19 protein-coding genes are annotated in these 19781 nt (G+C 72.5%); 16 read left to right on the top strand and 3 right to left on the bottom strand.

Features of this window, described 5'->3' with window-relative positions:
• Window positions 1–22 precede the first annotated feature (22 nt).
• The 8 genes from ACFT2C_RS19320 to ACFT2C_RS19285 are packed head-to-tail and all read left to right on the top strand — an operon-like array spanning window position 23 to window position 8058.
• Complete coding sequence (locus ACFT2C_RS19320; RefSeq protein ID WP_377208695.1) at window positions 23–1225, top strand: substrate-binding domain-containing protein; 1203 nt, start codon at window positions 23–25, stop codon at window positions 1223–1225.
• On the top strand, window positions 1225–1998 hold the full coding sequence (locus tag ACFT2C_RS19315) for an ABC transporter ATP-binding protein (RefSeq protein ID WP_377208694.1): 774 nt from the start codon (window positions 1225–1227) through the stop codon (window positions 1996–1998). Before ACFT2C_RS19320 ends, ACFT2C_RS19315 begins: the two co-directional genes overlap by 1 nt.
• Window positions 1995–2825: an ABC transporter ATP-binding protein gene (locus ACFT2C_RS19310; protein WP_377208693.1), complete on the top strand. Its 831-nt coding sequence runs from the start codon at window positions 1995–1997 to the stop codon at window positions 2823–2825. The genes ACFT2C_RS19315 and ACFT2C_RS19310 overlap by 4 nt, the downstream gene beginning before the upstream one ends.
• The gene (locus ACFT2C_RS19305; protein WP_377208692.1) at window positions 2822–3697 is read left to right on the top strand and encodes a branched-chain amino acid ABC transporter permease; all 876 of its coding nucleotides are present in this window, start codon (window positions 2822–2824) and stop codon (window positions 3695–3697) included. Before ACFT2C_RS19310 ends, ACFT2C_RS19305 begins: the two co-directional genes overlap by 4 nt.
• Window positions 3694–4794 (top strand): branched-chain amino acid ABC transporter permease, encoded by a 1101-nt coding sequence (locus tag ACFT2C_RS19300; RefSeq protein WP_377208691.1) that lies wholly within the window; start codon window positions 3694–3696, stop codon window positions 4792–4794. The genes ACFT2C_RS19305 and ACFT2C_RS19300 overlap by 4 nt, the downstream gene beginning before the upstream one ends.
• Window positions 4791–6338: a class I adenylate-forming enzyme family protein gene (locus tag ACFT2C_RS19295; RefSeq protein ID WP_377208690.1), complete on the top strand. Its 1548-nt coding sequence runs from the start codon at window positions 4791–4793 to the stop codon at window positions 6336–6338. The genes ACFT2C_RS19300 and ACFT2C_RS19295 overlap by 4 nt, the downstream gene beginning before the upstream one ends.
• Entirely contained in the window at window positions 6335–7066 is a 732-nt protein-coding gene (locus tag ACFT2C_RS19290; protein ID WP_377208689.1) for a TetR/AcrR family transcriptional regulator, read from the top strand. The genes ACFT2C_RS19295 and ACFT2C_RS19290 overlap by 4 nt, the downstream gene beginning before the upstream one ends.
• Window positions 7063–8058: an alpha/beta fold hydrolase gene (locus tag ACFT2C_RS19285; protein WP_377208688.1), complete on the top strand. Its 996-nt coding sequence runs from the start codon at window positions 7063–7065 to the stop codon at window positions 8056–8058. The genes ACFT2C_RS19290 and ACFT2C_RS19285 overlap by 4 nt, the downstream gene beginning before the upstream one ends.
• 270 nt (window positions 8059–8328) lie before the next feature.
• On the opposite strand, the gene ACFT2C_RS19280 is transcribed toward ACFT2C_RS19285, so the two are convergent.
• Window positions 8329–9258: a LysR family transcriptional regulator gene (locus tag ACFT2C_RS19280; protein ID WP_377208687.1), complete on the bottom strand. Its 930-nt coding sequence runs from the start codon at window positions 9256–9258 to the stop codon at window positions 8329–8331.
• Between the two features lie 162 nt (window positions 9259–9420).
• Between ACFT2C_RS19280 and ACFT2C_RS19275 the strand changes: the two genes are divergently transcribed.
• The 5 genes from ACFT2C_RS19275 (at window position 9421) to ACFT2C_RS19255 (ending at window position 14599) form a co-directional block, all read left to right on the top strand.
• Window positions 9421–10785, top strand: a complete 1365-nt coding sequence (locus tag ACFT2C_RS19275) for an MFS transporter (protein WP_377208686.1) — start codon at window positions 9421–9423, stop codon at window positions 10783–10785.
• Between the two features lie 54 nt (window positions 10786–10839).
• A complete protein-coding gene (locus ACFT2C_RS19270) occupies window positions 10840–11604 on the top strand; it encodes a 3-hydroxybutyrate dehydrogenase (RefSeq protein WP_377208685.1) in 765 nt (254 codons plus the stop codon).
• A 91-nt stretch (window positions 11605–11695) separates the two neighbouring features.
• A complete protein-coding gene (locus tag ACFT2C_RS19265) occupies window positions 11696–12529 on the top strand; it encodes a CoA transferase subunit A (RefSeq protein WP_377208684.1) in 834 nt (277 codons plus the stop codon).
• A gap of 106 nt (window positions 12530–12635) precedes the next feature.
• Entirely contained in the window at window positions 12636–13286 is a 651-nt protein-coding gene (locus ACFT2C_RS19260; protein ID WP_377208683.1) for a CoA transferase subunit B, read from the top strand.
• Window positions 13287–13378: 92 nt separating this feature from the next.
• Window positions 13379–14599 carry an acetyl-CoA C-acyltransferase gene (locus ACFT2C_RS19255; protein WP_377208682.1) on the top strand — a complete coding sequence of 407 codons (1221 nt, stop codon included), beginning with the start codon at window positions 13379–13381 and terminating at the stop codon, window positions 14597–14599.
• An 85-nt stretch (window positions 14600–14684) separates the two neighbouring features.
• Here the strand turns inward: ACFT2C_RS19255 and nhaA are convergent, their stop codons facing one another.
• Both nhaA and ACFT2C_RS19245 read right to left on the bottom strand, forming a co-directional pair.
• A complete protein-coding gene (gene nhaA, locus ACFT2C_RS19250) occupies window positions 14685–15989 on the bottom strand; it encodes a Na+/H+ antiporter NhaA (RefSeq protein ID WP_377208681.1) in 1305 nt (434 codons plus the stop codon).
• Window positions 15986–16570 (bottom strand): DUF1697 domain-containing protein, encoded by a 585-nt coding sequence (locus tag ACFT2C_RS19245; RefSeq protein ID WP_377208680.1) that lies wholly within the window; start codon window positions 16568–16570, stop codon window positions 15986–15988. Before ACFT2C_RS19245 ends, nhaA begins: the two co-directional genes overlap by 4 nt.
• A 504-nt stretch (window positions 16571–17074) precedes the next feature.
• Between ACFT2C_RS19245 and ACFT2C_RS19240 the strand changes: the two genes are divergently transcribed.
• The 3 genes from ACFT2C_RS19240 to ACFT2C_RS19230 all read left to right on the top strand — a co-directional run bounded on the left by ACFT2C_RS19240 (window position 17075) and on the right by ACFT2C_RS19230 (window position 19730).
• Window positions 17075–18334, top strand: a complete 1260-nt coding sequence (locus tag ACFT2C_RS19240; RefSeq protein WP_377208716.1) for a PhoH family protein — start codon at window positions 17075–17077, stop codon at window positions 18332–18334.
• 148 nt (window positions 18335–18482) lie between these two features.
• Complete coding sequence (locus ACFT2C_RS19235; RefSeq protein WP_377208679.1) at window positions 18483–19253, top strand: GPP34 family phosphoprotein; 771 nt, start codon at window positions 18483–18485, stop codon at window positions 19251–19253.
• 213 nt (window positions 19254–19466) lie between these two features.
• The gene (locus ACFT2C_RS19230; protein WP_377208678.1) at window positions 19467–19730 is read left to right on the top strand and encodes a TM2 domain-containing protein; all 264 of its coding nucleotides are present in this window, start codon (window positions 19467–19469) and stop codon (window positions 19728–19730) included.
• Window positions 19731–19781: the final 51 nt, after the last annotated feature.

Genomic DNA, 19781 nt, shown 5'->3' with positions numbered 1-19781 from the left:
CCACCCGAAGAAGGGCAGAGTCATGCGGACGAGGAAGTCCCTCATGGCCGTCGCCGCCGCGGCGGTGACGGGCCTGGCGCTCGCAGCGTGCGCGCCGACCGGCGCGACCACCGGCGGCAGCGGCGACGACGGCGCGGACGCGGCGCCGATCGACGTCGGCATCGTCTACTCGGAGTCCGGGCCGCTCGCCGCCTACGGCGCGGCCTACAAGCAGGGGTTCGAGGCAGGGATCGACCACGCCACCGGCGGCACCGGTGAAGTGGCCGGTCACGAGCTCCACGTGACCTACCACGACGACGCCGGGGACCCCGAGAAGGCGGTCTCGCAGGCCAAGGACCTGATCGGCAAGGGCTACCAGATCCTGGGCGGCACCGTCGTCTCGGGCGTGGCGCTGCCCCTGGCCGAGCAGGCCGAGCAGAACAAGGTCCTGTACGTGTCCGGCCCCGCCGCCGTGGACACGCTCACGGGCATCAACCGCTACACGTTCCGCAGCGGCCGGCAGTCGCTCCAGGACGTCGCGGCGGCGGGCACGTTCGTGGACCCGAAGGGAGCGAAGGTGGTCGTGTTCGCCCAGGACAACGCCTTCGGCCAGGGCAACCTGGCCGCGGTCGAGAGCGTGCTCGGCGGGCAGGGCGCCGAGGTCTCCTCGGTGCTGGTGCCCGAGGACGCCACCGAGTTCACGCCCTTCGCCAAGAAGGTGCTCGACGCGAAGGCAGACATGGTCTTCGTGGCCTGGGCCGGCGCCACGACGGGCGCGATGTGGCAGGGCCTCGACCAGCAGGGCGTGCTCGACGAGACCACCGTCGTCACGGGCCTCGGCGACGTGGCCACCTACGGCGCCTACGGGGACGCGGCCGAGAAGGTCAGCTTCCTGAACCACTACTTCCCGGGCGCGGCCGGAACCGAGACCGAGGCCGCGATGCTGGACGCCGTCGAGGCGGCCGGGGGGACGCCCGACCTGTTCACGCCGGACGGGTTCGTGGCGGCGCAGCTCATCGTGCATGCGATCGAGGAGGGCGCCGGCGACGTCGAGGCCATGGTCGACGCCCTGGAGGGCTACACGTTCGAGGGCCCCAAGGGCGAGACCACGGTCCGCGCCTCCGACCACGCGCTGATCCAGCCGATGTACCAGGCCAGGCTCGTCCAGGACGGCGATGCCTGGACGCCCGAGCTGGTCGAGGTCATCGACGGCGAGTCCGTCGCGCCCGCCGAGGCGACCGAGTAATGGTGACGGGTGGCGAGCCGGTCCTCGAGACGGCCGGCCTCGGGCTGACGATCGGCGGTGCGCGGATCCTCGACGGAGTAGACCTCCGGGTGGGGCGCGGCGAGCTGCTGGGCGTGATCGGTCCGAACGGCGCGGGCAAGACCACGCTGTTCAACCTGATCAGCGGGATCTACCGGGCCACGAGCGGCCGCGTGCTGCTGGCGGGCCGGGACGTGACCGCGGCGTCCGTCGCGGTGCGGGCCCGCGCGGGCCTGGGCCGGACCTTCCAGACCTCCAGCCTGTTCCCGCGGCTCTCGGTCGCGGAGAACGTGCGGCTCGCCACCCAGCGCCGCCTCGGCGGCAGCCTCTCGGTCCTGAGCTTCCCCCGGCGCGGCGACGTCGCCTCGGCGGAGGCCGCCGAGCACCTCGCGACGGTGGGCCTGACCCACCGGGCCGACGCCGCGGCCGGCGACCTGTCCCACGGCGACAAGCGCAAGCTGGAGATCGCGGTGCTGCTGGCGATGGACTCGTCGGTGGTGCTGCTGGACGAGCCCATGGCCGGCGTGGCGACGGGCGACGTGGCCGGGCTCGTCGAGGTGATCCGGTCCATCAACGACTCCGGTCGCACGGTGCTCATGGTGGAGCACCACATGGACGTGGTGCTCGGCCTGGCCGACCGGGTCGCCGTCATGCACCACGGGGAGCTCCTGACCTGCGACGTGCCGGAGCGGGTCATGGCGGACGAGACGGTGCAGTCGGCCTACCTGGGCACGACGGCGGGGAGCGCGGCATGAGCGGGTCTCGACAGGCACGACCAGCGGTGTTGGAGGTGCGTGGCCTGTCCGCGCGCATCGCGGGCCAGGAGGTGGTGCACGACGTGTCGTTCGAGGTCCCGGCCTCGGGCGTCACCGCAGTGCTGGGCCGCAACGGCGTCGGCAAGACGTCCACGCTCCGGGCGGTCCTCGGGCTGGTCGAGCGGTCGGGCGAGGTGCTGCTCGACGGCGTCCGCGTGGACGGCGAGCGCACGGACCGCATCGTCCGGCGCGGTGTGGGCTACGTGCCGGAGGACCGCGAGGTGTTCGCGGGGCTGACGGTGGCCGAGAACCTCCGGCTCGCGGAACGCCGCGCGGGGAGCGGCGGCGCGGGTGCCGGGCGCGGCACGACGGCGGAGCACCGCGAGCTGGTCGACGCCCTGTTCCCGGACCTGGTCAAGCGGGCCGGTCAGCGCGCGGGCACGCTCTCGGGCGGGCAGCAGCAGATGGTGTCCCTGGCGCGGGCGCTGCTCAACGACAACCGGATCCTGCTCGTGGACGAGCCGACCAAGGGGCTCGCCCCGCGGATCGTGACCGAGGTGGCCGAGACCCTGGCCGCGGCCGCCCGGACCGTGCCCGTGCTGCTCGTGGAGCAGAACCTGCAGGTGGTCGAGCGGCTGGCCGAGCGCGTCGTGGTGATCGACGCCGGACGGGTGGTGCACACGGGCGGGGCGCAGGAGCTGCTGGACGATCCCGAGCTGGTGCAGCGGCTGCTGGGGGTCTCGACAGGCTCGACCAGCGGGGACGGCTCGACCAGCGGGGACGGCTCGACCAGCGGGGCACCGAGCAACGCGGAGGCCGGCCGATGAGCACCTTGATCCTCCTGCTGGCCACGGGCCTCGGCCTAGGCGGGCTGTACTTCCTGGTCGCGTCGGGCCTGTCCCTGATCTACGGCCTGATGGGCGTCCTGAACTTCGCGCACGGCTCGTTCCTCACGCTCGGCGCGTTCGTCGGGCTGGCGGCCGGCAACCTCATCGGCGCGGGAACCTGGGGTGGTCTCCTGCTGAGCCTCCTGGTCGGCGCGCTGACCGGTGCCGCCGCGGCGACCGCCACCGAGCTGGGCCTCATCCGGCCCCTCTACGACCGGCACATCGAGCAGGTACTCGTCACCGTCGGGCTGTCGCTCGCCACCGTCGCCCTGTTCGAGGGCATCTGGGGGTCCAACCCCCGGAACGTCACGCGACCCGGCTGGCTCGCCTCGACCACCGACGTGCTGGGCGCGCACATACCGAACACCGCGTTCCTCAACGTGCTTGCCGGGGCGGCGGTGCTGGGCGGCATCGTCGCGTTCCTCCGGTTCACGCGGTACGGCCTGGTCATCCGCGCCGGCGTCGAGAACCGCGCCATGGTCACGGCCCTCGGCATCGACGTGCGCCGCGCGTTCACGCTGGTGTTCGCCGTGGGCGGGGCGGCGGCCGGGCTGGGTGGCGTGCTGGCGACGCAGTCGCTGAACTACGTCTCGCCGCACCTGGGCGCGAGCCTGCTGATCTTCGCGTTCATCGTCACCGTGATCGGCGGCATGGGGTCGCTGACCGGGGCCGCGGTGGCGTCCGTCGTCGTCGCCGTGCTGCAGCAGCTCGCGAACTTCTACCTGAACAACACTGGCGACCTGATCGTCGTCCTGCTCCTGGCGCTCGTGCTGCTCGTGCGCCCGTCCGGACTGATGGGGAGGCCCGCATGACCAGCAACCGCAACCGGCTCGGCGGCCCGGCGCTCCTCGCGCTCCTGGCCTGCCTGCCGCTGCTCGCGATCCCCGTCCCGGGCGTGCTGCCCGGCTACACCTACGAACCGGGCACGCTCCAGCTCCTCGCCCTGTGCTGGCTGACGGCGGCGCTCGCGCTGTCCTACCACCTGCTGTTCGGGGTGGCGGGGCTGATGAGCTTCGGGCACGCGCTCTACTTCGCGGCCGGGATCTACGGCCTGGCCATCGTGCTGGACCGCACCGACGTGCCGCTCCTGCCCGCCGCCGCGCTCGTGCTCGTGGGCGGCGTGGCCCTCGCGTTCGTCGTGGGCGCCGTCTCGCTGCGGGTCACCGGCATCTCGTTCGCGATGGTCACCCTCGCGTTCGCCCAGGCAGGCAACGTGCTGGTGCGCCGCGACCAGGGCGACCTGACCGGCGGCGAGGAGGGCCTCGCGCTGGCCACCGACGGCGTCCCCGCGGCGCTGGTCGGCGTGGTCAACACCCGCAACCTGTACTGGGTGGCGCTCGCGGTGCTGCTGGTGGTCTACCTGGTGGTGCTGTGGATCGAGCGCAGCCGCGCCGGGCACGTGGCCGCCGCGGTGCGCGAGAACGAGGTGCGGGTGCGCATCATCGGCGGACGTCCGTACCTGACCAAGCTCGTGGTGTTCGTGCTCGCGGCGTCGCTCGCGACCGTGGTCGGCATGGCGTACCTGCTGCTGCAGTCGGGTGCCTCGCCGGCGACGTCGACCGCGGACTTCACGCTGACGCTCCTGGTCATGGTGGTGCTGGGCGGCGTCGGCTCGCGCTGGGGCGCTGTCGTCGGCGCCGTGCTCTACACGCTGCTGGACCAGCGGCTCGCCGAGCTCGCGCACTCGGAGGCCGTGGCCGGGCTGCCCGCCGTGCTGCGCATCCCGCTGTCGGAGCCGATGTTCCTGCTGGGCACGTGCTTCGTGCTGGTGGTGCTGTTCCTGCCGGGCGGCCTGGCGGGCGCGGCGCAGCGGCTGGCGGCCCGGCGTCGTCCGGCGGACGGCCCGCCCGGGGGCGGGTCCGCAGACCCGGCGCCCGGCCGGACCGCACCCGAGGGGGCGGCGGCATGAGCGACCTGCACACGCTCGGCCGGTGGCCGCGCGACCGCGCCCTGGCGACGCCGGACCGCGTGGCGGTCGACGACCGCGGCGTCACCCTGACCTACCGCGCCCTGGAGACGCGGGCCACGGCCCTGGCCGGCCGGCTGCGGGACGCCGGCTACGGGGTGGGCGACCGGATCGCGACCGTGACGGGCAACAGCTCCGACCAGGTGGTGCTGTTCTTCGCCTGCGCCAAGGCCGGGCTGGTGCTCGCGCCCCTGTCGTGGCGGCTGTCGCCGCACGAGCTCGCGGCCCAGCTCGACCAGGCCGACCCTGCGCTCGTGCTCGTCGAGGAGGAGTGCGGCACCCTGGCGGACGCCGCTCTGGAACGGCTGCCCCTGCCGCCGTCACGCACCGCGCTGGGGCCGCACGGCGTGGAGGCGCGCGTGCCGCCGCCCACGCGCCGCCGGGCGGAGCCGCCCGCCGGCCCGCCGCACCGCGCGGTGCGCGACGACGACCCGCTGCTGCTGGTGTTCACGTCCGGCACGGGCGGCACCTCGCGCGGCGCGCTGCTCACCCACGCGAACTGCTTCTGGAACAACCTGTCGCTGTCCCGGACGGTGGAGCTGACCAGCACGGACGTCGTGCTGTCGGTGCTGCCGCAGTTCCACGTGGGCGGCTGGAACATCCAGCCCCTGCTGGCCTGGTGGACAGGTGCCACGGTGGTGCTGGAGCGCACCTTCGAGCCCGAGCGTGTGCTGCGCCTGGTCGCCGACCGGCGGGTCACGACAATGATGGGAGTGCCCACCAACTACCTGCTGCTCGCCGAGCACCCCGGGTTCGCGGCGGCCGACCTGAGCTCTCTGCGGCACGCCGTCGTGGGCGGCGCGCCCATGCCGGAGCCGCTGCTGCGCGCCTGGCACCGCCGCGGCGTCGCGCTCACGCAGGGCTACGGGCTCACCGAGGCGGGCCCCAACGTGCTCTGCCTGCCCGACGACGTGGCGCGCGACCGCGTCGGCTCCGCCGGCGTGCCCTACCCGCACGTCGAGGTGGCGGTGGCCGACCCAGTCACCGGCGAGCATCTCGCGGGTACCGCGACCGGCGAGCTGCTGGTGCGCGGCCCGAGCGTGTTCGCGGGCTACTTCCGGGAGCCGGAGGCGACGGCGGCGTCGTTCGCGGGCGGCTGGCTGCGCACCGGTGACCTGGTGGAACGCGACGGCGACGGGTACTACCGCGTGGTGGACCGGCTCAAGGACGTGTTCATCACGGGCGGCGAGAACGTCACCCCGGCCGAGGTGGAGGCGGCGCTGCGCCGGCATCCCGCCGTGGCGGACGCCGCCGTCGTCGGCGTGCCGGACGAGCGCTGGGGCGAGGTGGGCCACGCGTTCGTGGTGCCGCGCCGAGGGCAGCTCACCGACGCGGAGGACCTCGAGGCGTTCTGCCGCCGCGAGCTGGCGCGGTACAAGGTGCCGCAGCACTTCGACCTCGTCCCCGACCTGCCACGCTCGTCCCTGAACAAGGTGATGCGCTCGGCGCTCGCCCCGCACGAACACCACTCCGAGGAGGCCCGGTGAGCACCGTCCCCCAGTCCAATGAGAGTCAGCCGAGCGAGACTCAGCCGAGCGAGACTCAGCCCCGGCTGACCAAGGGGGAGCGCACCCGCGCGCGCATCCTCGTGGCCGCCGAGCGGGTGTTCGCCGACCTCGGCTTCCACGACGCGTCGATCGTCAAGATCACGGAGGCAGCCGGGGTGGGGCAGGGCACGTTCTACCTGTACTTCGCCTCGAAGATCGAGATCTTCGACGAGGTGGTCGAGGACCTGAACCGGCGCGTGCGGCACGCGATGATCGCGGCGTCCTCGCAGGCGTCGGGCCGGATCGAGGCGGAGCGGGCGGGGTTCCGCGCCTTCTTCGAGTTCACGGCCGAGCACCCCGCGCTGTACCGGATCGTGCGGCAGGCCGAGTTCGTGTCGCCGGGCGCGCTGCGCCTGCACTACACGCGGATCGTCGAGGGCTACCGCGACGGGCTCGCGAAAGCGCAGGCGGCCGGGGAGGTCGGCGACATCGACCCCGAGGTGGCCGCGTGGGCGCTCATGGGCATCGGCGAGATCGTCGGCATGCGGTGGGTCCTCTGGGGTCCCGACGTCGAGCCCGGCGGCCCGACGTCGGCCGTCCCGCCCGAGGTGTTCGACCACGCGATGAGGTTCATCGAGCGGGCGCTGGCGCCCGGCCGGTCTGATTCCGACCCGTCCGAGTCCGGCCCGCGTGAGTCCGACACCTCCGAGCGAGAGGCACGTGCATGAGCATCGTCGACCAGGCGGCGGCCACGGGCTCCCATACGTACACCACGCGCGACGTCGCGGTGGCGGGCGGGCCGCTGCGCGTCGGCCTCTGGGAGCCGACGACGCCCGCGGCGACCAGCCCGGACGGCGCGCCCCTGCCCGCCGTCGTGCTGGTGCACGGCATCACCGCCTCGCACCGCGCCTGGCCCGCGGTCGTCTCCGCGCTGCCGGGACGCCGCGTGCTCGCTCCCGACCTGCGTGGCCGTGGCCGCAGCAACGGCCTGCCCGGCCCGTACGGGATGGCCGCGCATGCCGACGACGTCGCGGCCGTGATCCGGGCGCTAGCGGCCGGCCCGGCCGTTGTCGTCGGACACTCGATGGGCGGTTTCGTGTCGCTCGTGCTGACGCACCGTCACCCGGACCTCGTGGCGCGGCTCGTGCTCGTCGACGGCGGTCTGCCCATCCCGCTGCCGCCGGGGGTGCCGGACGGCGCCACGCCTGAGGAGCTGGTGCGCGCCCTGCTCGGACCGGCGATCGAGCGGCTGACCCAGACCTTCCCCAGCGCCGAGGCGTACCGCGAGTTCTGGAGGGCGCACCCTGCCTTCGCGGAGTGGAACCCCGTGGTGGAGCAGTACGTGGACTACGACCTGGCGGAGTACCCGCGGGCGGGGAGCTCGGCGGGCGGCGGCCCTGCCGACGGTCCGGTGGCGGGGCCGGTGCTCCGGCCCGCGACGTCGTCCGACGCCGTCGCCGCCGACTCGGCGGACTCCGCCCGGGGCGACGCCCTGCCGGCCGCGCTCGCGTGGGCCGCCGAGACCAGCCTGCCGATCACGTTCCTGCGCGCGCCGCGCGGCCTGCTCGACCAGCCGGGCGGCATGTACCCGGCCGGGACCGTCGCGGAGTGGGAGCGCCGTCTGCCGCGCCTGGCGGCGAGCGAGGTGGTGGGCGTGAACCACTACACGATCATCATGGCGGAGCCGGGCATCTCGGCGGTAGCCGCCGCGGTGGGCTGACCGTGTTCGCGGCGGCCGGTGCTCTTGCCGAGCCGGCGGATCGTCGGCGTCGGCCCGCCAGGGTGAAGGCTGCTCCAGTGGTGGGTGCCGGGTCTGCTGAATCCTGTTCGGCTTCGGCACGGGTTTGCTGGCTCCGCTGAACTGTTCGGCCAGGCCGTATTGAGTCTGGCCTGGATGAACGAAGTTCAGCGGACCCGGCACCCTCACTCGGCGTGCACCTCACCCCGCGGCTCTCCGCACCGCACTCCCCGTGCCCCGCGCAGCCCTCCGTCAGGGATCCGGGCGCACACCCAGCATGCGGTCCCGCTGGCGCGTCATCTCCGCCAGCAGCGCCTGCACGACGGCGGCCACCGCGGGCCGCCGCCAGGACTCGCTGCGGATCACGGCCCAGTAGGGCAGGCGCTCGGTGACCTCGTCGGGCAGGAGCCGCACCAGGTCGTCGTGCCGGTCGGCCATGAAGCTGGGCAGGAACCCGAGGCCGGCCCCCGCGCGGGTGGCCTCGACGTGCACGAACACGTTGGTCGAGGCCAACGCGTCCGGCATGCCGGGCACGAGCCGGCGCGGGGCGTCGAGGTCGTTCACCTGGAGCATCGAGTCGACGAAGTAGACCAGGCCGTGCCGGGACATCTCCTCGACCGTGGTGGGCGTGCCGTGCCGCGCCAGGTAGTCCCGCGAGCCGTACATGCCGAGCACGTACTCGCCCAGGCGCACGGCCTTGGCCCGCTGCACGCTCAGGTCCCCGACGACGACGTCGATGTCGACCCCCGAGCGGTGGTGCGTCGCCACGCGGGTGACGGTAACGAGCTCGACCGAGAGCTCCGGGTGCTCGCCCCGCAGCCGGGCGATGGCGGGGGAGGCGACGTACGCGCTGAACCCGTCGGTGGCGGTCATGCGCACGACGCCCGTGACCGGGTCGGCCTCGGTGTCGCCCCCGACGAGCCGGTCGACGGCGTCCGACACGGCCTCGCCCGCGCGGGCCGCGCGGCGGCCGAGCGCCGTGAGCTCCCAGCCGTCGGCGCCCTTGACCAGGAGGCGGCCGCCGAGGGCGCGCTCCAGCGCGGTGATGTTGCGGGCGACGGTGGTGTGGTTGACGCCGAGCGCCTGCGCCGCCGTCGTGTACCGGCCGGTGCGGGCGACCTCCAGCAGCACCAGGAGCTGGTCGGCGACCTGGCCGGCCGGCGGGTCGTTGCGGGCTGACATGCGGTGACGTTACCAACCGCGGGTGTGCATTCGTGCACACGTGGTCTGCCGACTTCGTCATTGCTCCGCACACCGCTTCCCGGGAACACTCGGGCGAGTCACAGGTGTTGGGCCATCCGGCCCGGCCACTACCCCGTGTCAGCGTCGACACCAAGGAGCAGCATGTCTGCACAGCAGAGCACCCGAACACCGGGCGACCGGTCGCTGATCAGGCGCATCGTCGCCGCGTCGATGGCCGGCACCGTCGTCGAGTGGTACGACTTCTTCCTCTACGCGACCGCCTCCGCGCTCGTGTTCAACAAGGTCCTCATGCCCGAGACGGGCAACGAGTACGACGCGATCATCGCGGCGTTCGTGACCTACGCGGTGGGCTTCCTCGCACGGCCGCTCGGCGGCATCGTCTTCGGCCACATCGGCGACAAGGTGGGGCGCAAGCACACGCTGCAGCTCACCATCCTGCTGATCGGCGTCGCGACCGTGCTCATGGGCTGCCTGCCCACGTTCCAGCAGGTCGGCTTTCTGGCCCCCGCGCTGCTCGTGGTCCTGCGCTTCGTGCAGGGCGTCGCGCTCGGCGGGGAGTGGGGCGGCGCCGTCCTGCTCGTGGCCGAGCACAGCAAGGACGACGAGCGGGCGCGCTGGACCGCATGGCCGCAGGCGGGCGTGCCCGCCGGCAACCTGCTCGCCACCGTCGTGCTCTACACGATGTCCGCCACCCTCACCGACGCAGCGTTCCTCGCCTGGGGCTGGCGCGTCGCGTTCTGGCTGTCCGCCGTCGTCATCGTCATCGGCTACTACGTGCGCACCCGGGTCTCGGACGCCCCGATCTACGAGGAGACGAAGGCCGAGATCGACGAGGGAGCCAAGGGCTACGGAGTGTTCGAGGTCATCAAGCGCTACCCGCGCGGCGTGCTCACCGGCATGGGCCTGCGGTTCGCGGAGAACATCCTGTACTACCTCGTGGTGAGCTTCTCGATCGTCTACCTCGGCACCGCGCTCGGCATGGACACCACGGGCATCCTCGGCATCGTCGCGACCGCGCACGCGTTCCACTTCGTGGTGATCCTGGTCGTGGGGCGGCTCGCCGACAGCATCGGCCGCAAGCCCCTGTACATCGCCGGCGCGATCCTCGGCGCCACCTGGTGCTGGTTCGCCTTCCCGGCCATGGACACCCGGAACTCGTGGCTCATCCTCGCCGTCCTCATGGCCGGACTGCTCTTCCACGCCATGATGTACGCGGTGCAGCCCGCGATCATGTCGGAGATGTTCCCCACCCGGATGCGCTACTCCGGCGTCTCCATCAGCTACCAGGTCACCTCCATCGTGGCGGGCTCCCTCGCCCCGATCCTGGCCACCACCTGGCTCAAGAACACGGGCTCCTGGTGGCCGACGGCGGTCTACATGCTGATCGCGGCCGCCGTCACCCTGGTCGCGGCGCTCGCGCTGCGCGAGACCCGGGGCGCCTCGCTGCACGCCCTCGACGCCGAGGACCAGGCCCGCGAGCGGGCGCTCGCGGCGCAGAACGACTAGGGGTGGCGGGTGCGAGACGACGGGGTGCAGGACGACGGAGGAGAAGGATCGACGATGAACCCAACCCTTGAGGGCCACCGGCTCACCGGCCGCCGGGCGCTCGTGACCGGCGGCGCGAGCGGCATCGGCGCCGCGTGCGCCCGGGAGCTGGCGGCGCGGGGCGCGCACGTGACGGTGGCGGACGTCGACGGCGACGGCGCCAAGGCCGTCGCCGAGGAGATCGGCGGCGAGGCCTGGGTGGTCGACCTGTCCGACACCCGGGCGCTCGACGACCTCCGGCTGGACACCGACGTGCTGGTGAACAACGCGGGCATCCAGCGCGTCAGCGCCATCCAGGACTTCGCGCCGGACGACTTCCGGCTCGTCCACCGGATCATGCTGGAGGCGCCGTTCCTGCTGGTCCGGGCGGCGCTGCCGGGCATGTACGAGCGAGGCTGGGGCCGGGTCGTCAACATCTCTTCGGTGCACGGGCTGGTCGCCTCGCCGTTCAAGGCGGCGTACGTGTCGGCCAAGCACGGGCTGGAGGGGCTGTCGAAGGTGACGGCGCTGGAGGGCGGCGCGCACGGGGTCACGAGCGTCTGCGTCAACCCCGGCTACGTGCGCACGCCGCTGGTGGAGAAGCAGATCGCCGAGCAGGCGGCTGTGCACGGGATCCCGGAGTCCGAGGTGATGGCGCAGGTCATCCTCGCGGAGGCGGCGGTGAAACGGCTCGTCGAGCCGCACGAGGTCGCCTCGCTGGTGGGCTGGCTCACGGGCCCGGACGGCGCGATGGTGTCGGGCGCCTCGTGGACGATCGACGGTGGATGGAGCGCGCGATGACCACGAGCGATGATCGAGGTCTGGAACGCGCGACGACAACGGGTGCAGTGTGACACTGGCCGCACGTGACCTGAGTGGAACGGAGTCGATGATGACAGAGCTGGGCGATGCCGGAGCGGGCAGCACCGGAGCGAGAAGCAGCGGGTTCGACAAGGTCGTCGCCAGCGCGGCCGAGGCCGTCGCCGACATCCCCGACGGTGCCTCCCTCGCCGTGGGCGGGTTCGGCCTGTGCGGCAACCCGATAGCCCTGATCGAGGCCCTGCTGGCGCAGGGCACCTCCGACCTGTCCGTGGTGAGCAACAACTGCGGCGTCGACGACTGGGGGCTCGGCGTGCTGCTGAACGCCCACCGCGTCCGCAAGATGACCAGCTCGTACGTGGGAGAGAACAAGGAGTTCGAGCGCCAGTTCCTCTCGGGCGAGCTCGAGGTGGAGCTCACCCCGCAGGGCACGCTCGCCGAGAAGCTCCGCGCCGGCGGCGCGGGCATCGCCGCCTTCTTCACGCGCACGGGCGTGGGTACCCAGGTGGCCGACGGCGGCCTGCCGCGCAGGTACGACGGCGCGGGCGGCGTGGCCGTCGCGTCGCCGCCCAAGGAGGTGCGGAGGTTCGGCGGCGGGGACGACGCCGCCGAGTACGTGCTGGAGGAGGCGATCAGCACCGACTTCGCGCTCGTACACGCCCTGCGCGGGGACCGGCACGGGAACCTCGTGTTCAACAAGTCCGCCCGCAACTTCTCGCCGCTCGCCGCGATGGCGGGACGCGTCTGCATCGCTCAGGTCGAGGAGCTCGTCGAACCGGGGGAGATCGACCCGGACACCGTGCACCTGCCGGGCGTGTACGTGCACCGCGTGGTGCACGTCGGCACCGACATCGAGAAGCGGATCGAGCGGCGCACGGTCACCGCGCCGTCGGAGTCCGCGAAGTAGAGCGAGTGTCCGGACGCACGCTCTACCCCGACAACATGGCGACCGCGAAGTAGAGCGCCTGTCCGGACGCACGCTCTACTTCGCCGGAACGAGAGAGGGCTGAATGATGGCACTGACCCGACAGGAGATGGCCGCGCGCGCCGCGCGCGAGCTGGCCGACGGCATGTACGTGAACCTGGGCATCGGGCTGCCGACGCTCGTGCCGAACTACGTTCCCGCGGGCCGGCACCTGGTGCTGCAGTCCGAGAACGGGATCCTCGGCGTGGGGCCGTACCCGACCGAGGACGAGGTGGACCCCGACCTGATCAACGCGGGCAAGGAGACGGTGACGCTGCTGCCGGGGTCGTCGATCTTCGACTCGGCGACGTCGTTCGGCATGATCCGCGGCGGCAAGATCGATGCGGCGATCCTGGGCGGCATGCAGGTGTCGGCCACGGGCGACCTGGCCAACTGGATGATCCCCGGCAAGATGGTCAAGGGCATGGGCGGCGCGATGGACCTGGTGCACGGTGCCGGCCGCGTGATCGTCCTGATGGAGCACACGGCGCGCGACGGGTCGCCGAAGATCCTGCGCGAGTGCTCGCTGCCCCTGACCGGCAAGGGCGTGGTGAACCGGATCATCACCGACCTGGCGGTGCTCGACGTGACGCCGTCCGGGCTGGTCCTGCGGGAGCTCGCGCCGGGCGTGACGGCCGAGGAGGTCGTCGACAAGACCGAGCCGGACCTCGCCGTGGAGCTCGTGGCGCCGATGGTCTGACGCCCCCACAGTGCGGCGGAATCCGGGGCCAGGGCGAGTGACCGGCGAAGGGGCCGGAGATACGCTGGAAACGAGCGGCCGAAGGAGGCCTCATGACTGATCAGAGTGCAGTTCAGAGTGCAGTGAACAGTGCTGACGACGTGGTGATCGTCTCGGCGGCGCGGACGCCGCAGGGGCGGCTGAAAGGGTCGCTTTCCACGCTGAGCGCGGTCGAGCTGGGCGCGGTCGCGGCGCGGCGCGCGCTGGAGGGCGCGGGGCCGCTGGCCGCCGACGTCGACAAGGTGGTGTTCGGCCAGGTCATCCAGGCGGGCGCGGGGCAGAACCCGGCCCGGCAGACGGCGGTCGGCGCCGGCGTCCCCTGGGACGTCCAGGCGGTCACGATCAACAAGGTGTGCCTCTCCGGGCTGACGGCGATCATCGACGGCGCGCGGCTGCTGCGCACGGGCGAGGCCGCCGTGGTGCTGGCGGGCGGCCAGGAGTCGATGACGAACGCCCCGCACCTGCTGCCGGGTTCCCGGTTCGGGTTCGGCTACGGCTCGGCGGAGCTGCTGGACGCCACGGCGCACGACGCCCTGACCGACGCGTTCGACGGCGTCTCCATGGGCATCTCGACCGAGGACCGCAACTCCGGCTCGGTGTTCGTGTCGCGGCAGGAGCAGGACGAGATCGCCGCGGCCTCGCACCAGCGGGCCGCAGCGGCGGCGAAGGACGGCCTGTTCGAGGCCGAGCTCGCCCCCGTCCTGGTGCCGCAGCGCCGGGGCGAGCCCGTGGAGGTGCGCACCGACGAGGGCGTCCGGCCCGACACCACCCCCGAGTCCCTGGCGAAGCTGCGCCCGGCGTTCGCGGGCGAGGGGACCCTCACGGCGGGTAACTCGTCGCAGATCTCCGACGGCGCCGCCGCCCTGGTGCTCACGACGCGCGGCCGCGCGGAGGCGGCGGGCGTGCAGGTGCTCGCGACGGTTCGCGCGCACGGCCAGGTGGCGGGCCCGGACAACTCCCTGCACTCGCAGCCGGCCCGGGCGATCGCCCAGGCCCTGGAACGGCAGGGCTGGACGGCGCAGGACCTGGACCTCGTGGAGATCAACGAGGCGTTCGCTGTCGTGGTCGGGGTGTCGGCGAAGGCGCTGGGGGTGCCGCTGGACCGCGTCAACGTGCACGGCGGCGGGATCGCACTGGGGCACCCCGTCGGGGCGTCCGGCGCCCGCATCGCGATACACGCGGCGCACGAGCTGGCGCGGCGCGGGGGTGGCCGGGCCGCCGTCGGCCTGTGCGGCGGAGGAGGCCAGGGCGAGGCCCTCCTCCTGGAGCTCTGACGCGTCCCGTTGGTCGAGCTTGTCGAGACCTCCTGAGGGTCTCGACAAGCTCGACCAGCGGGGCGGGCGCGGCCAGCTGACCGCGTCAGTGGGACTCGCGGTCCTTGGCGTCGCCGATGTAGTCGTGGATGTCGTCGGCCCGGCCGTCGAGGTTCATGTCCGCGGTGCGGGCGCGGCGGGCGTCCCAGCGCAGCGAGATGCCGCCGAGGATCGCCGCCAGCACCGAGGCGCCGAGGATCGCGATCTTGGCGCCGTCGGTGTGCTCGGAGCCGTCGAAGGACAGCTCGCTGATCAGCAGCGACACGGTGAACCCGATGCCGGCCAGGAACCCGACGGGCAGCAGGTCGCGCACGCCGATGCCGTCGGGCAGGCGCAGCGGCGTGATCCGCGTGATCAGCGCCGTGGTGCCGAGCACGCCCGCGAGCTTGCCCACGACCAGGCCGGCGGCGATCGCGGCGACGATCGGCTGGCCGATCACGGCGCCCGGCCCGTCGCCGTCGACCAGCGAGACCCCCGCGGCGAAGAACGCGAACACCGGCAGCGCGAAGCCCGACGAGAGCGGCTTGACCCGGTGCTCGTACTGGGTGGTGCGCGACTTCGCCTCGCCGTGCACGGCCAGCGCCGGGACGGTGAAGCCGAGCAGCACGCCGGCGATCGTCGCGTGCACGCCGGACGCGTGCATCAGGACCCACGCCAGGACCGCGAGCGGTAGCAGGACGAACCACCGGGGCGTGCGCGAGCGGACGTGCCACCAGAACAGCCCGACGCAGACGAGCGTGCCGAGCAGCGCAAGCCAGTGGATCTCGCTGGTGTAGAAGATCGCGATGACGACGATCGCGAGCAGGTCGTCCACCACCGCGAGGGTGAGCAGGAACGTGCGGATCGCCGCGGGCAGCCCCCGGCCGAAGATCGCCAGGACGCCCACCGCGAACGCGATGTCGGTGGCAGTGGGGATGGCCCAGCCGTGCAGGGCGCTGGGCTCCCCGAACGCGAGGAGGACGCCGACGTAGATCAGGGCGGGCACGGCCATTCCGCCCACGGCGGCAATCATCGGGACGCCGGCTTCCTTCGGGTTGCGCAGGCTGCCGGCGACGAACTCCTGCTTGAGCTCCACGCCCACCACGAAGAAGAAGATCGCGAGCAGGCCGTCCGCGGCCCAGGTCGCCAGCGACAGGTCGAGGTGGACCGGCAGCGAGCCGATCGCGGCGGGCCCGACCACCGTGTCGGAGAGGGCCTGGTAGGACTCGCGCCAGGGGGAGTTGGCCCACAGCAGGGCGAGGAACGCGGCCCCGATCAGGAGCGCGCCGCCCGTCGTCTCTCGGGATATCCAGGTCTTCAGACGGTGGATCCGGGTAGGAGCTGATGCGGGGGCGGCGGCGTTAGAGATCAACGCGTGTCCTCTCGGATGGCGGGGTCGTCTGAGAAGGCGCAGGCGGCGCGCAGCTTGGTGATCGTGTTCCAGTTCCGTGCGGTGGTCGGCGCGCCGACCGCCTTGTCGATGACCCTGGGGGTGAGCTTCGACCGGCCGATCCCGTCCACGTAGTGCACGTACAGCACGCCCGCGCCGGTCGCCAGCATCTCCCGGCCGGGGTTGGCCAGGTCGAGCCGGGCCACGCCCGCCTCGTCCACGTCGCCGAACGGGACGTGCACCTGCAGGTGGGAGGGGTCGTCCCGCGCAGCGGCCGGGAACGGGTTGGCCCGCGCTATCGCGTCGAGCTGTGCGGCGCTCAGCCCGACGGCGGGCACGTCCTGGCCCAGGCGCGCGGCGAGGCACTCCTGCACCAGGCGCGCGACGTCGTCGGGCAGGGTGGCGCCCGAGGTGCCCGGCGTGACCACGAGGTTGCCGCTGTTCAGGAGGGTGCGGGCGGCGCCGAGGCCGGCGTCGTCGGCGGCGCCGCGCAGGTCGGCGGCCGAGACGCGCAGGCTCGGTCCGATGTTGACGGCTCGGAGCAGGACCGCGAAATAAGCCATGGGCCCCATCCTGCCGCTTCGGCGCGTCTTCCAGCGAGTTTTGCCATTTCTTGGAGTAATCGTCAAGTTATTGCCAGCGTGTGAACAGTTCGTGACAACTTGCGACCCGCCGGGGCGTGGGCCTGGTCATGAGATGGCAGGGCGCGTAGTTTCCATCTCAGGGACGGCACCCAGTCGCCCCTTCGGGAGGCCAACCTATGGAGTGCTCGCTCCGTGGAGAAGGGCCGGCCCCGGCTCTGCGCCACGACGCGGCGCGCCGAGCTGGTCGCCTGGCCCATCCACCAGTCCCGGTTCGTCCGGGGCGGTTCCGCCGACAGGCGGTACCCGCCAGGTAGCGACGAGGCTGTCACGGCGTTTCGGCGCCGGAGGGAGACCGCAGTGAGCCATTCCGCACACCCCACCCGTCCGTCCGACCAGAGTGCCGACGCCGCTTCCGGCGCGGCAGGTGACGAACGCAGGACCTTCGTCATCGACACGTCCGTGCTGTTGAGTGATCCGAAGGCGATGTTGCGGTTCGCGGAGCACGATGTCGTTCTCCCGATCGTCGTGATCACGGAGCTGGAGGCCAAGCGTCACCACGCCGAGCTCGGGTACTTCGCCCGGAGCGCCCTGCGGATGCTGGACGGGCTGCGGGTGCAGCACGGCAGGCTCGACTCACCGGTCCCCGTGGGGGACACGGGCGGCACCCTGCGGGTGGAGCTCAACCACGTCGACCCGACGGTGCTGCCCGCCGGGTTCCGGCTGGGCGACAACGACACCCGGATCCTCGCGGTGGCCGCCAACCTCGCGGCCGAGGGCAACGTCGTGACCGTGGTCTCCAAGGACCTGCCGATGCGGGTGAAGGCGTCCGCCGTCGGCCTGCAGGCGGAGGAGTACCGGGCCGAGCTCGCGGTGGACTCCGGCTGGACGGGCATGCGCGACATCGACCTCTCCGACGAGCAGATGGGTGCCCTCTGGGAGAACGAGTCGGTCGAGCTCGCCGCGCTGGACCCGGCGACGGTCGAGGCGGCGGAGCCGCTGCTGGTGCACACGGGGATGGTGGTGCACTCGCCGAGCGGTTCCGCGCTCGGGCGGGTGACGGCGGACAAGCGGGTGCGCCTGGTCCGCGGTGACCAGGAGGTGTTCGGGGTGCACGGCCGCTCGGCCGAGCAGCGCGTGGCGATCGACCTCCTGCTCGACGAGGAGATCGGGATCGTCTCGCTCGGCGGCCGGGCCGGCACGGGCAAGTCGGCGCTCGCCCTGTGCGCCGGGCTGGAGTCCGTGCTGGAGCGGCAGCAGCACCGCAAGGTGGTCGTGTTCCGGCCGCTGTACGCGGTGGGCGGCCAGGAGCTGGGCTACCTGCCCGGGTCCGAGTCCGAGAAGATGAACCCGTGGGCGCAGGCCGTCTTCGACACCCTCGGCGCGCTGGTCTCGCCCGCCGTCGTCGAGGAGGTCATCGCCCGCGACATGCTCGAGGTGCTGCCGCTCACGCACATCCGCGGGCGGTCCCTTCACGACTCGTTCGTCATCGTGGACGAGGCGCAGTCCCTCGAACGGAACGTCCTGCTGACGGTGCTCTCGCGGATCGGCCAGAGCTCGCGCGTGGTGCTCACCCACGACGTCGCCCAGCGCGACAACCTGCGGGTGGGCCGGCACGACGGCGTCGCCGCCGTCATCGAGGCGCTCAAGGGGCACCCGCTCTTCGCGCACGTGACCCTGACCCGGTCGGAGCGCTCGCCGGTGGCGGCGCTGGTGACCGACATGCTGGAGCGCCTGGAGGTCTGACCGCCTCCACAAGGCCACGCCGACATGTCAGAAGCTCAGGTCACCATGGTGACCTGAGCTTCTGACATGTTCGGAACTTCCGGCACGGGAGAGGCGGGCATCCGTCTCAATTGGGCGTTGTCTCGCTTGTCGGATATAGCATCGGACCATGCTGATAGCCGAAGACTTCCTGCTGCTTGCCGTCGACGACGAGACGGGCAAGACCGCCAACGTCGACAACCTGGGAGTTCGCCTCGCCGGCGCGCTCCTGGCCGACCTCGCCGCCGCGAACAAGACCCTCATGCGGGGCGCGCCGGAGGCCGGCGCGACCAAGGAGGAGCGCGAGAAGGCCGGTGACGCCACGATCCTCGTCACCGACAACGCGCCCACCGGCCATGTGGCGCTCGACGCCGCCCTGCAGGCCGCGCTCGACGCCCCTGACGCGCCCGCCCGGAAGATCGTCGAGGCCATCTCCGAGAACGCGGAGGAGAACCTCCTGGCCGCCCTCGTCGAGCGCGGCGTCCTCGAGAAGGAGGAGTCCAAGCTCTTCCGGATGCTCCCCGTCACCCGCTGGCCCGCCGCCGACTCGAGCCACGAGACCGCGCTGCGCGCCACCCTCACGAAGGTCCTCGTCGACGGCGCCGAGCCCGACGAGCGCACCGGCACGCTGATCTCGCTGCTGCACGGGTCCGGCCTGATCGGCGGCCTGGTTGGCAAGGAGCAGCGCAAGGCCGCCCAGGACCGTGCCGAGGAGATCGCCGGCAGCGAGTGGGGCGTCGCCACCGTCGCGACCCAGGTTGCCATCGCAGCGACGGTCGCCACCGTCGCCACGGTCGGTGTCGCCGCGGCGGCGTACATCCTCCTGTCGAACGACGCCGACAAGGCCGCTGACACGGCCGTGCCCGCCGCCGCCGAGCCCGCCGAAGCGCCCGTGGCCTGACCTCTCCCGTACTGGCCGGCCGCTGCAGGCTTCCCTGCATCCGCTGCCCGTTGCCAGCGACGAGGGCCGCTTCCTCCGGGAAGCGGCCCTCGTTGGGTTCAAGGCGCGGGTAACGTCCGGTCTGGGCGATTGGTGCAATAGATGCGGTTCTAGATACTTTGCGCACTTCGCGCGGTGAGCAAGGGGCTGACCGTCAATCCTTGGAGACATGAAATGACCGAGACCAGCACTCCTCGCCCGGCGACCGCGACGACGAGCGAGAAGAACACCCTCGCCGCGCTGCTGCTCTGCATCTTCCTGGGGACGCTCGGTGTCCACCGCTTCTACGTCGGCAAGATCGGCACCGGTTTCGCCGTGCTCGGCGTGACCGTCGTGACCTTGGGCGCCGGCGGCGTCGTCTGGGCGATCGTCGACATCATCGCGATCGCCCGGTCGAAGTTCCAGGACAAGGAGGGTCGGACCCTCGTCTGGAGCTGACCCGCAACACGCCGAAGTAGAGCGTGTGTCCGGGCCTACGCGGGGTTGCCC

Origin of the sequence: Promicromonospora sp. NPDC057138 (genome assembly GCF_042670845.1) — a bacterium.
In the GTDB taxonomy this organism is placed as follows: domain Bacteria; phylum Actinomycetota; class Actinomycetes; order Actinomycetales; family Cellulomonadaceae; genus Promicromonospora.
The sequence above is the reverse complement of the archived record's forward strand: the minus strand, read 5'-3'. Positions and strand labels throughout refer to the sequence as shown.

What these genes read in the sequence shown, in the direction of transcription:
- ACFT2C_RS19245 (WP_377208680.1), bottom strand. Translation starts at nt 16,570, where the DNA reads ATGGCTTATTTCGCGGTCCTGCTCCGAGCCGTCAACATCGGACCGAGC.
- ACFT2C_RS19280 (WP_377208687.1), bottom strand. Translation starts at nt 9,258, where the DNA reads ATGTCAGCCCGCAACGACCCGCCGGCCGGCCAGGTCGCCGACCAGCTC.
- ACFT2C_RS19265 (WP_377208684.1), top strand. Translation starts at nt 11,696, where the DNA reads ATGACAGAGCTGGGCGATGCCGGAGCGGGCAGCACCGGAGCGAGAAGC.
- ACFT2C_RS19285 (WP_377208688.1), top strand. Translation starts at nt 7,063, where the DNA reads ATGAGCATCGTCGACCAGGCGGCGGCCACGGGCTCCCATACGTACACC.
- ACFT2C_RS19255 (WP_377208682.1), top strand. Translation starts at nt 13,379, where the DNA reads ATGACTGATCAGAGTGCAGTTCAGAGTGCAGTGAACAGTGCTGACGAC.
- ACFT2C_RS19260 (WP_377208683.1), top strand. Translation starts at nt 12,636, where the DNA reads ATGGCACTGACCCGACAGGAGATGGCCGCGCGCGCCGCGCGCGAGCTG.
- ACFT2C_RS19295 (WP_377208690.1), top strand. Translation starts at nt 4,791, where the DNA reads ATGAGCGACCTGCACACGCTCGGCCGGTGGCCGCGCGACCGCGCCCTG.
- ACFT2C_RS19235 (WP_377208679.1), top strand. Translation starts at nt 18,483, where the DNA reads ATGCTGATAGCCGAAGACTTCCTGCTGCTTGCCGTCGACGACGAGACG.
- ACFT2C_RS19315 (WP_377208694.1), top strand. Translation starts at nt 1,225, where the DNA reads ATGGTGACGGGTGGCGAGCCGGTCCTCGAGACGGCCGGCCTCGGGCTG.
- ACFT2C_RS19230 (WP_377208678.1), top strand. Translation starts at nt 19,467, where the DNA reads ATGACCGAGACCAGCACTCCTCGCCCGGCGACCGCGACGACGAGCGAG.
- ACFT2C_RS19240 (WP_377208716.1), top strand. Translation starts at nt 17,075, where the DNA reads ATGTTGCGGTTCGCGGAGCACGATGTCGTTCTCCCGATCGTCGTGATC.
- ACFT2C_RS19320 (WP_377208695.1), top strand. Translation starts at nt 23, where the DNA reads ATGCGGACGAGGAAGTCCCTCATGGCCGTCGCCGCCGCGGCGGTGACG.
- ACFT2C_RS19270 (WP_377208685.1), top strand. Translation starts at nt 10,840, where the DNA reads ATGAACCCAACCCTTGAGGGCCACCGGCTCACCGGCCGCCGGGCGCTC.
- ACFT2C_RS19305 (WP_377208692.1), top strand. Translation starts at nt 2,822, where the DNA reads ATGAGCACCTTGATCCTCCTGCTGGCCACGGGCCTCGGCCTAGGCGGG.
- ACFT2C_RS19275 (WP_377208686.1), top strand. Translation starts at nt 9,421, where the DNA reads ATGTCTGCACAGCAGAGCACCCGAACACCGGGCGACCGGTCGCTGATC.
- ACFT2C_RS19300 (WP_377208691.1), top strand. Translation starts at nt 3,694, where the DNA reads ATGACCAGCAACCGCAACCGGCTCGGCGGCCCGGCGCTCCTCGCGCTC.
- ACFT2C_RS19310 (WP_377208693.1), top strand. Translation starts at nt 1,995, where the DNA reads ATGAGCGGGTCTCGACAGGCACGACCAGCGGTGTTGGAGGTGCGTGGC.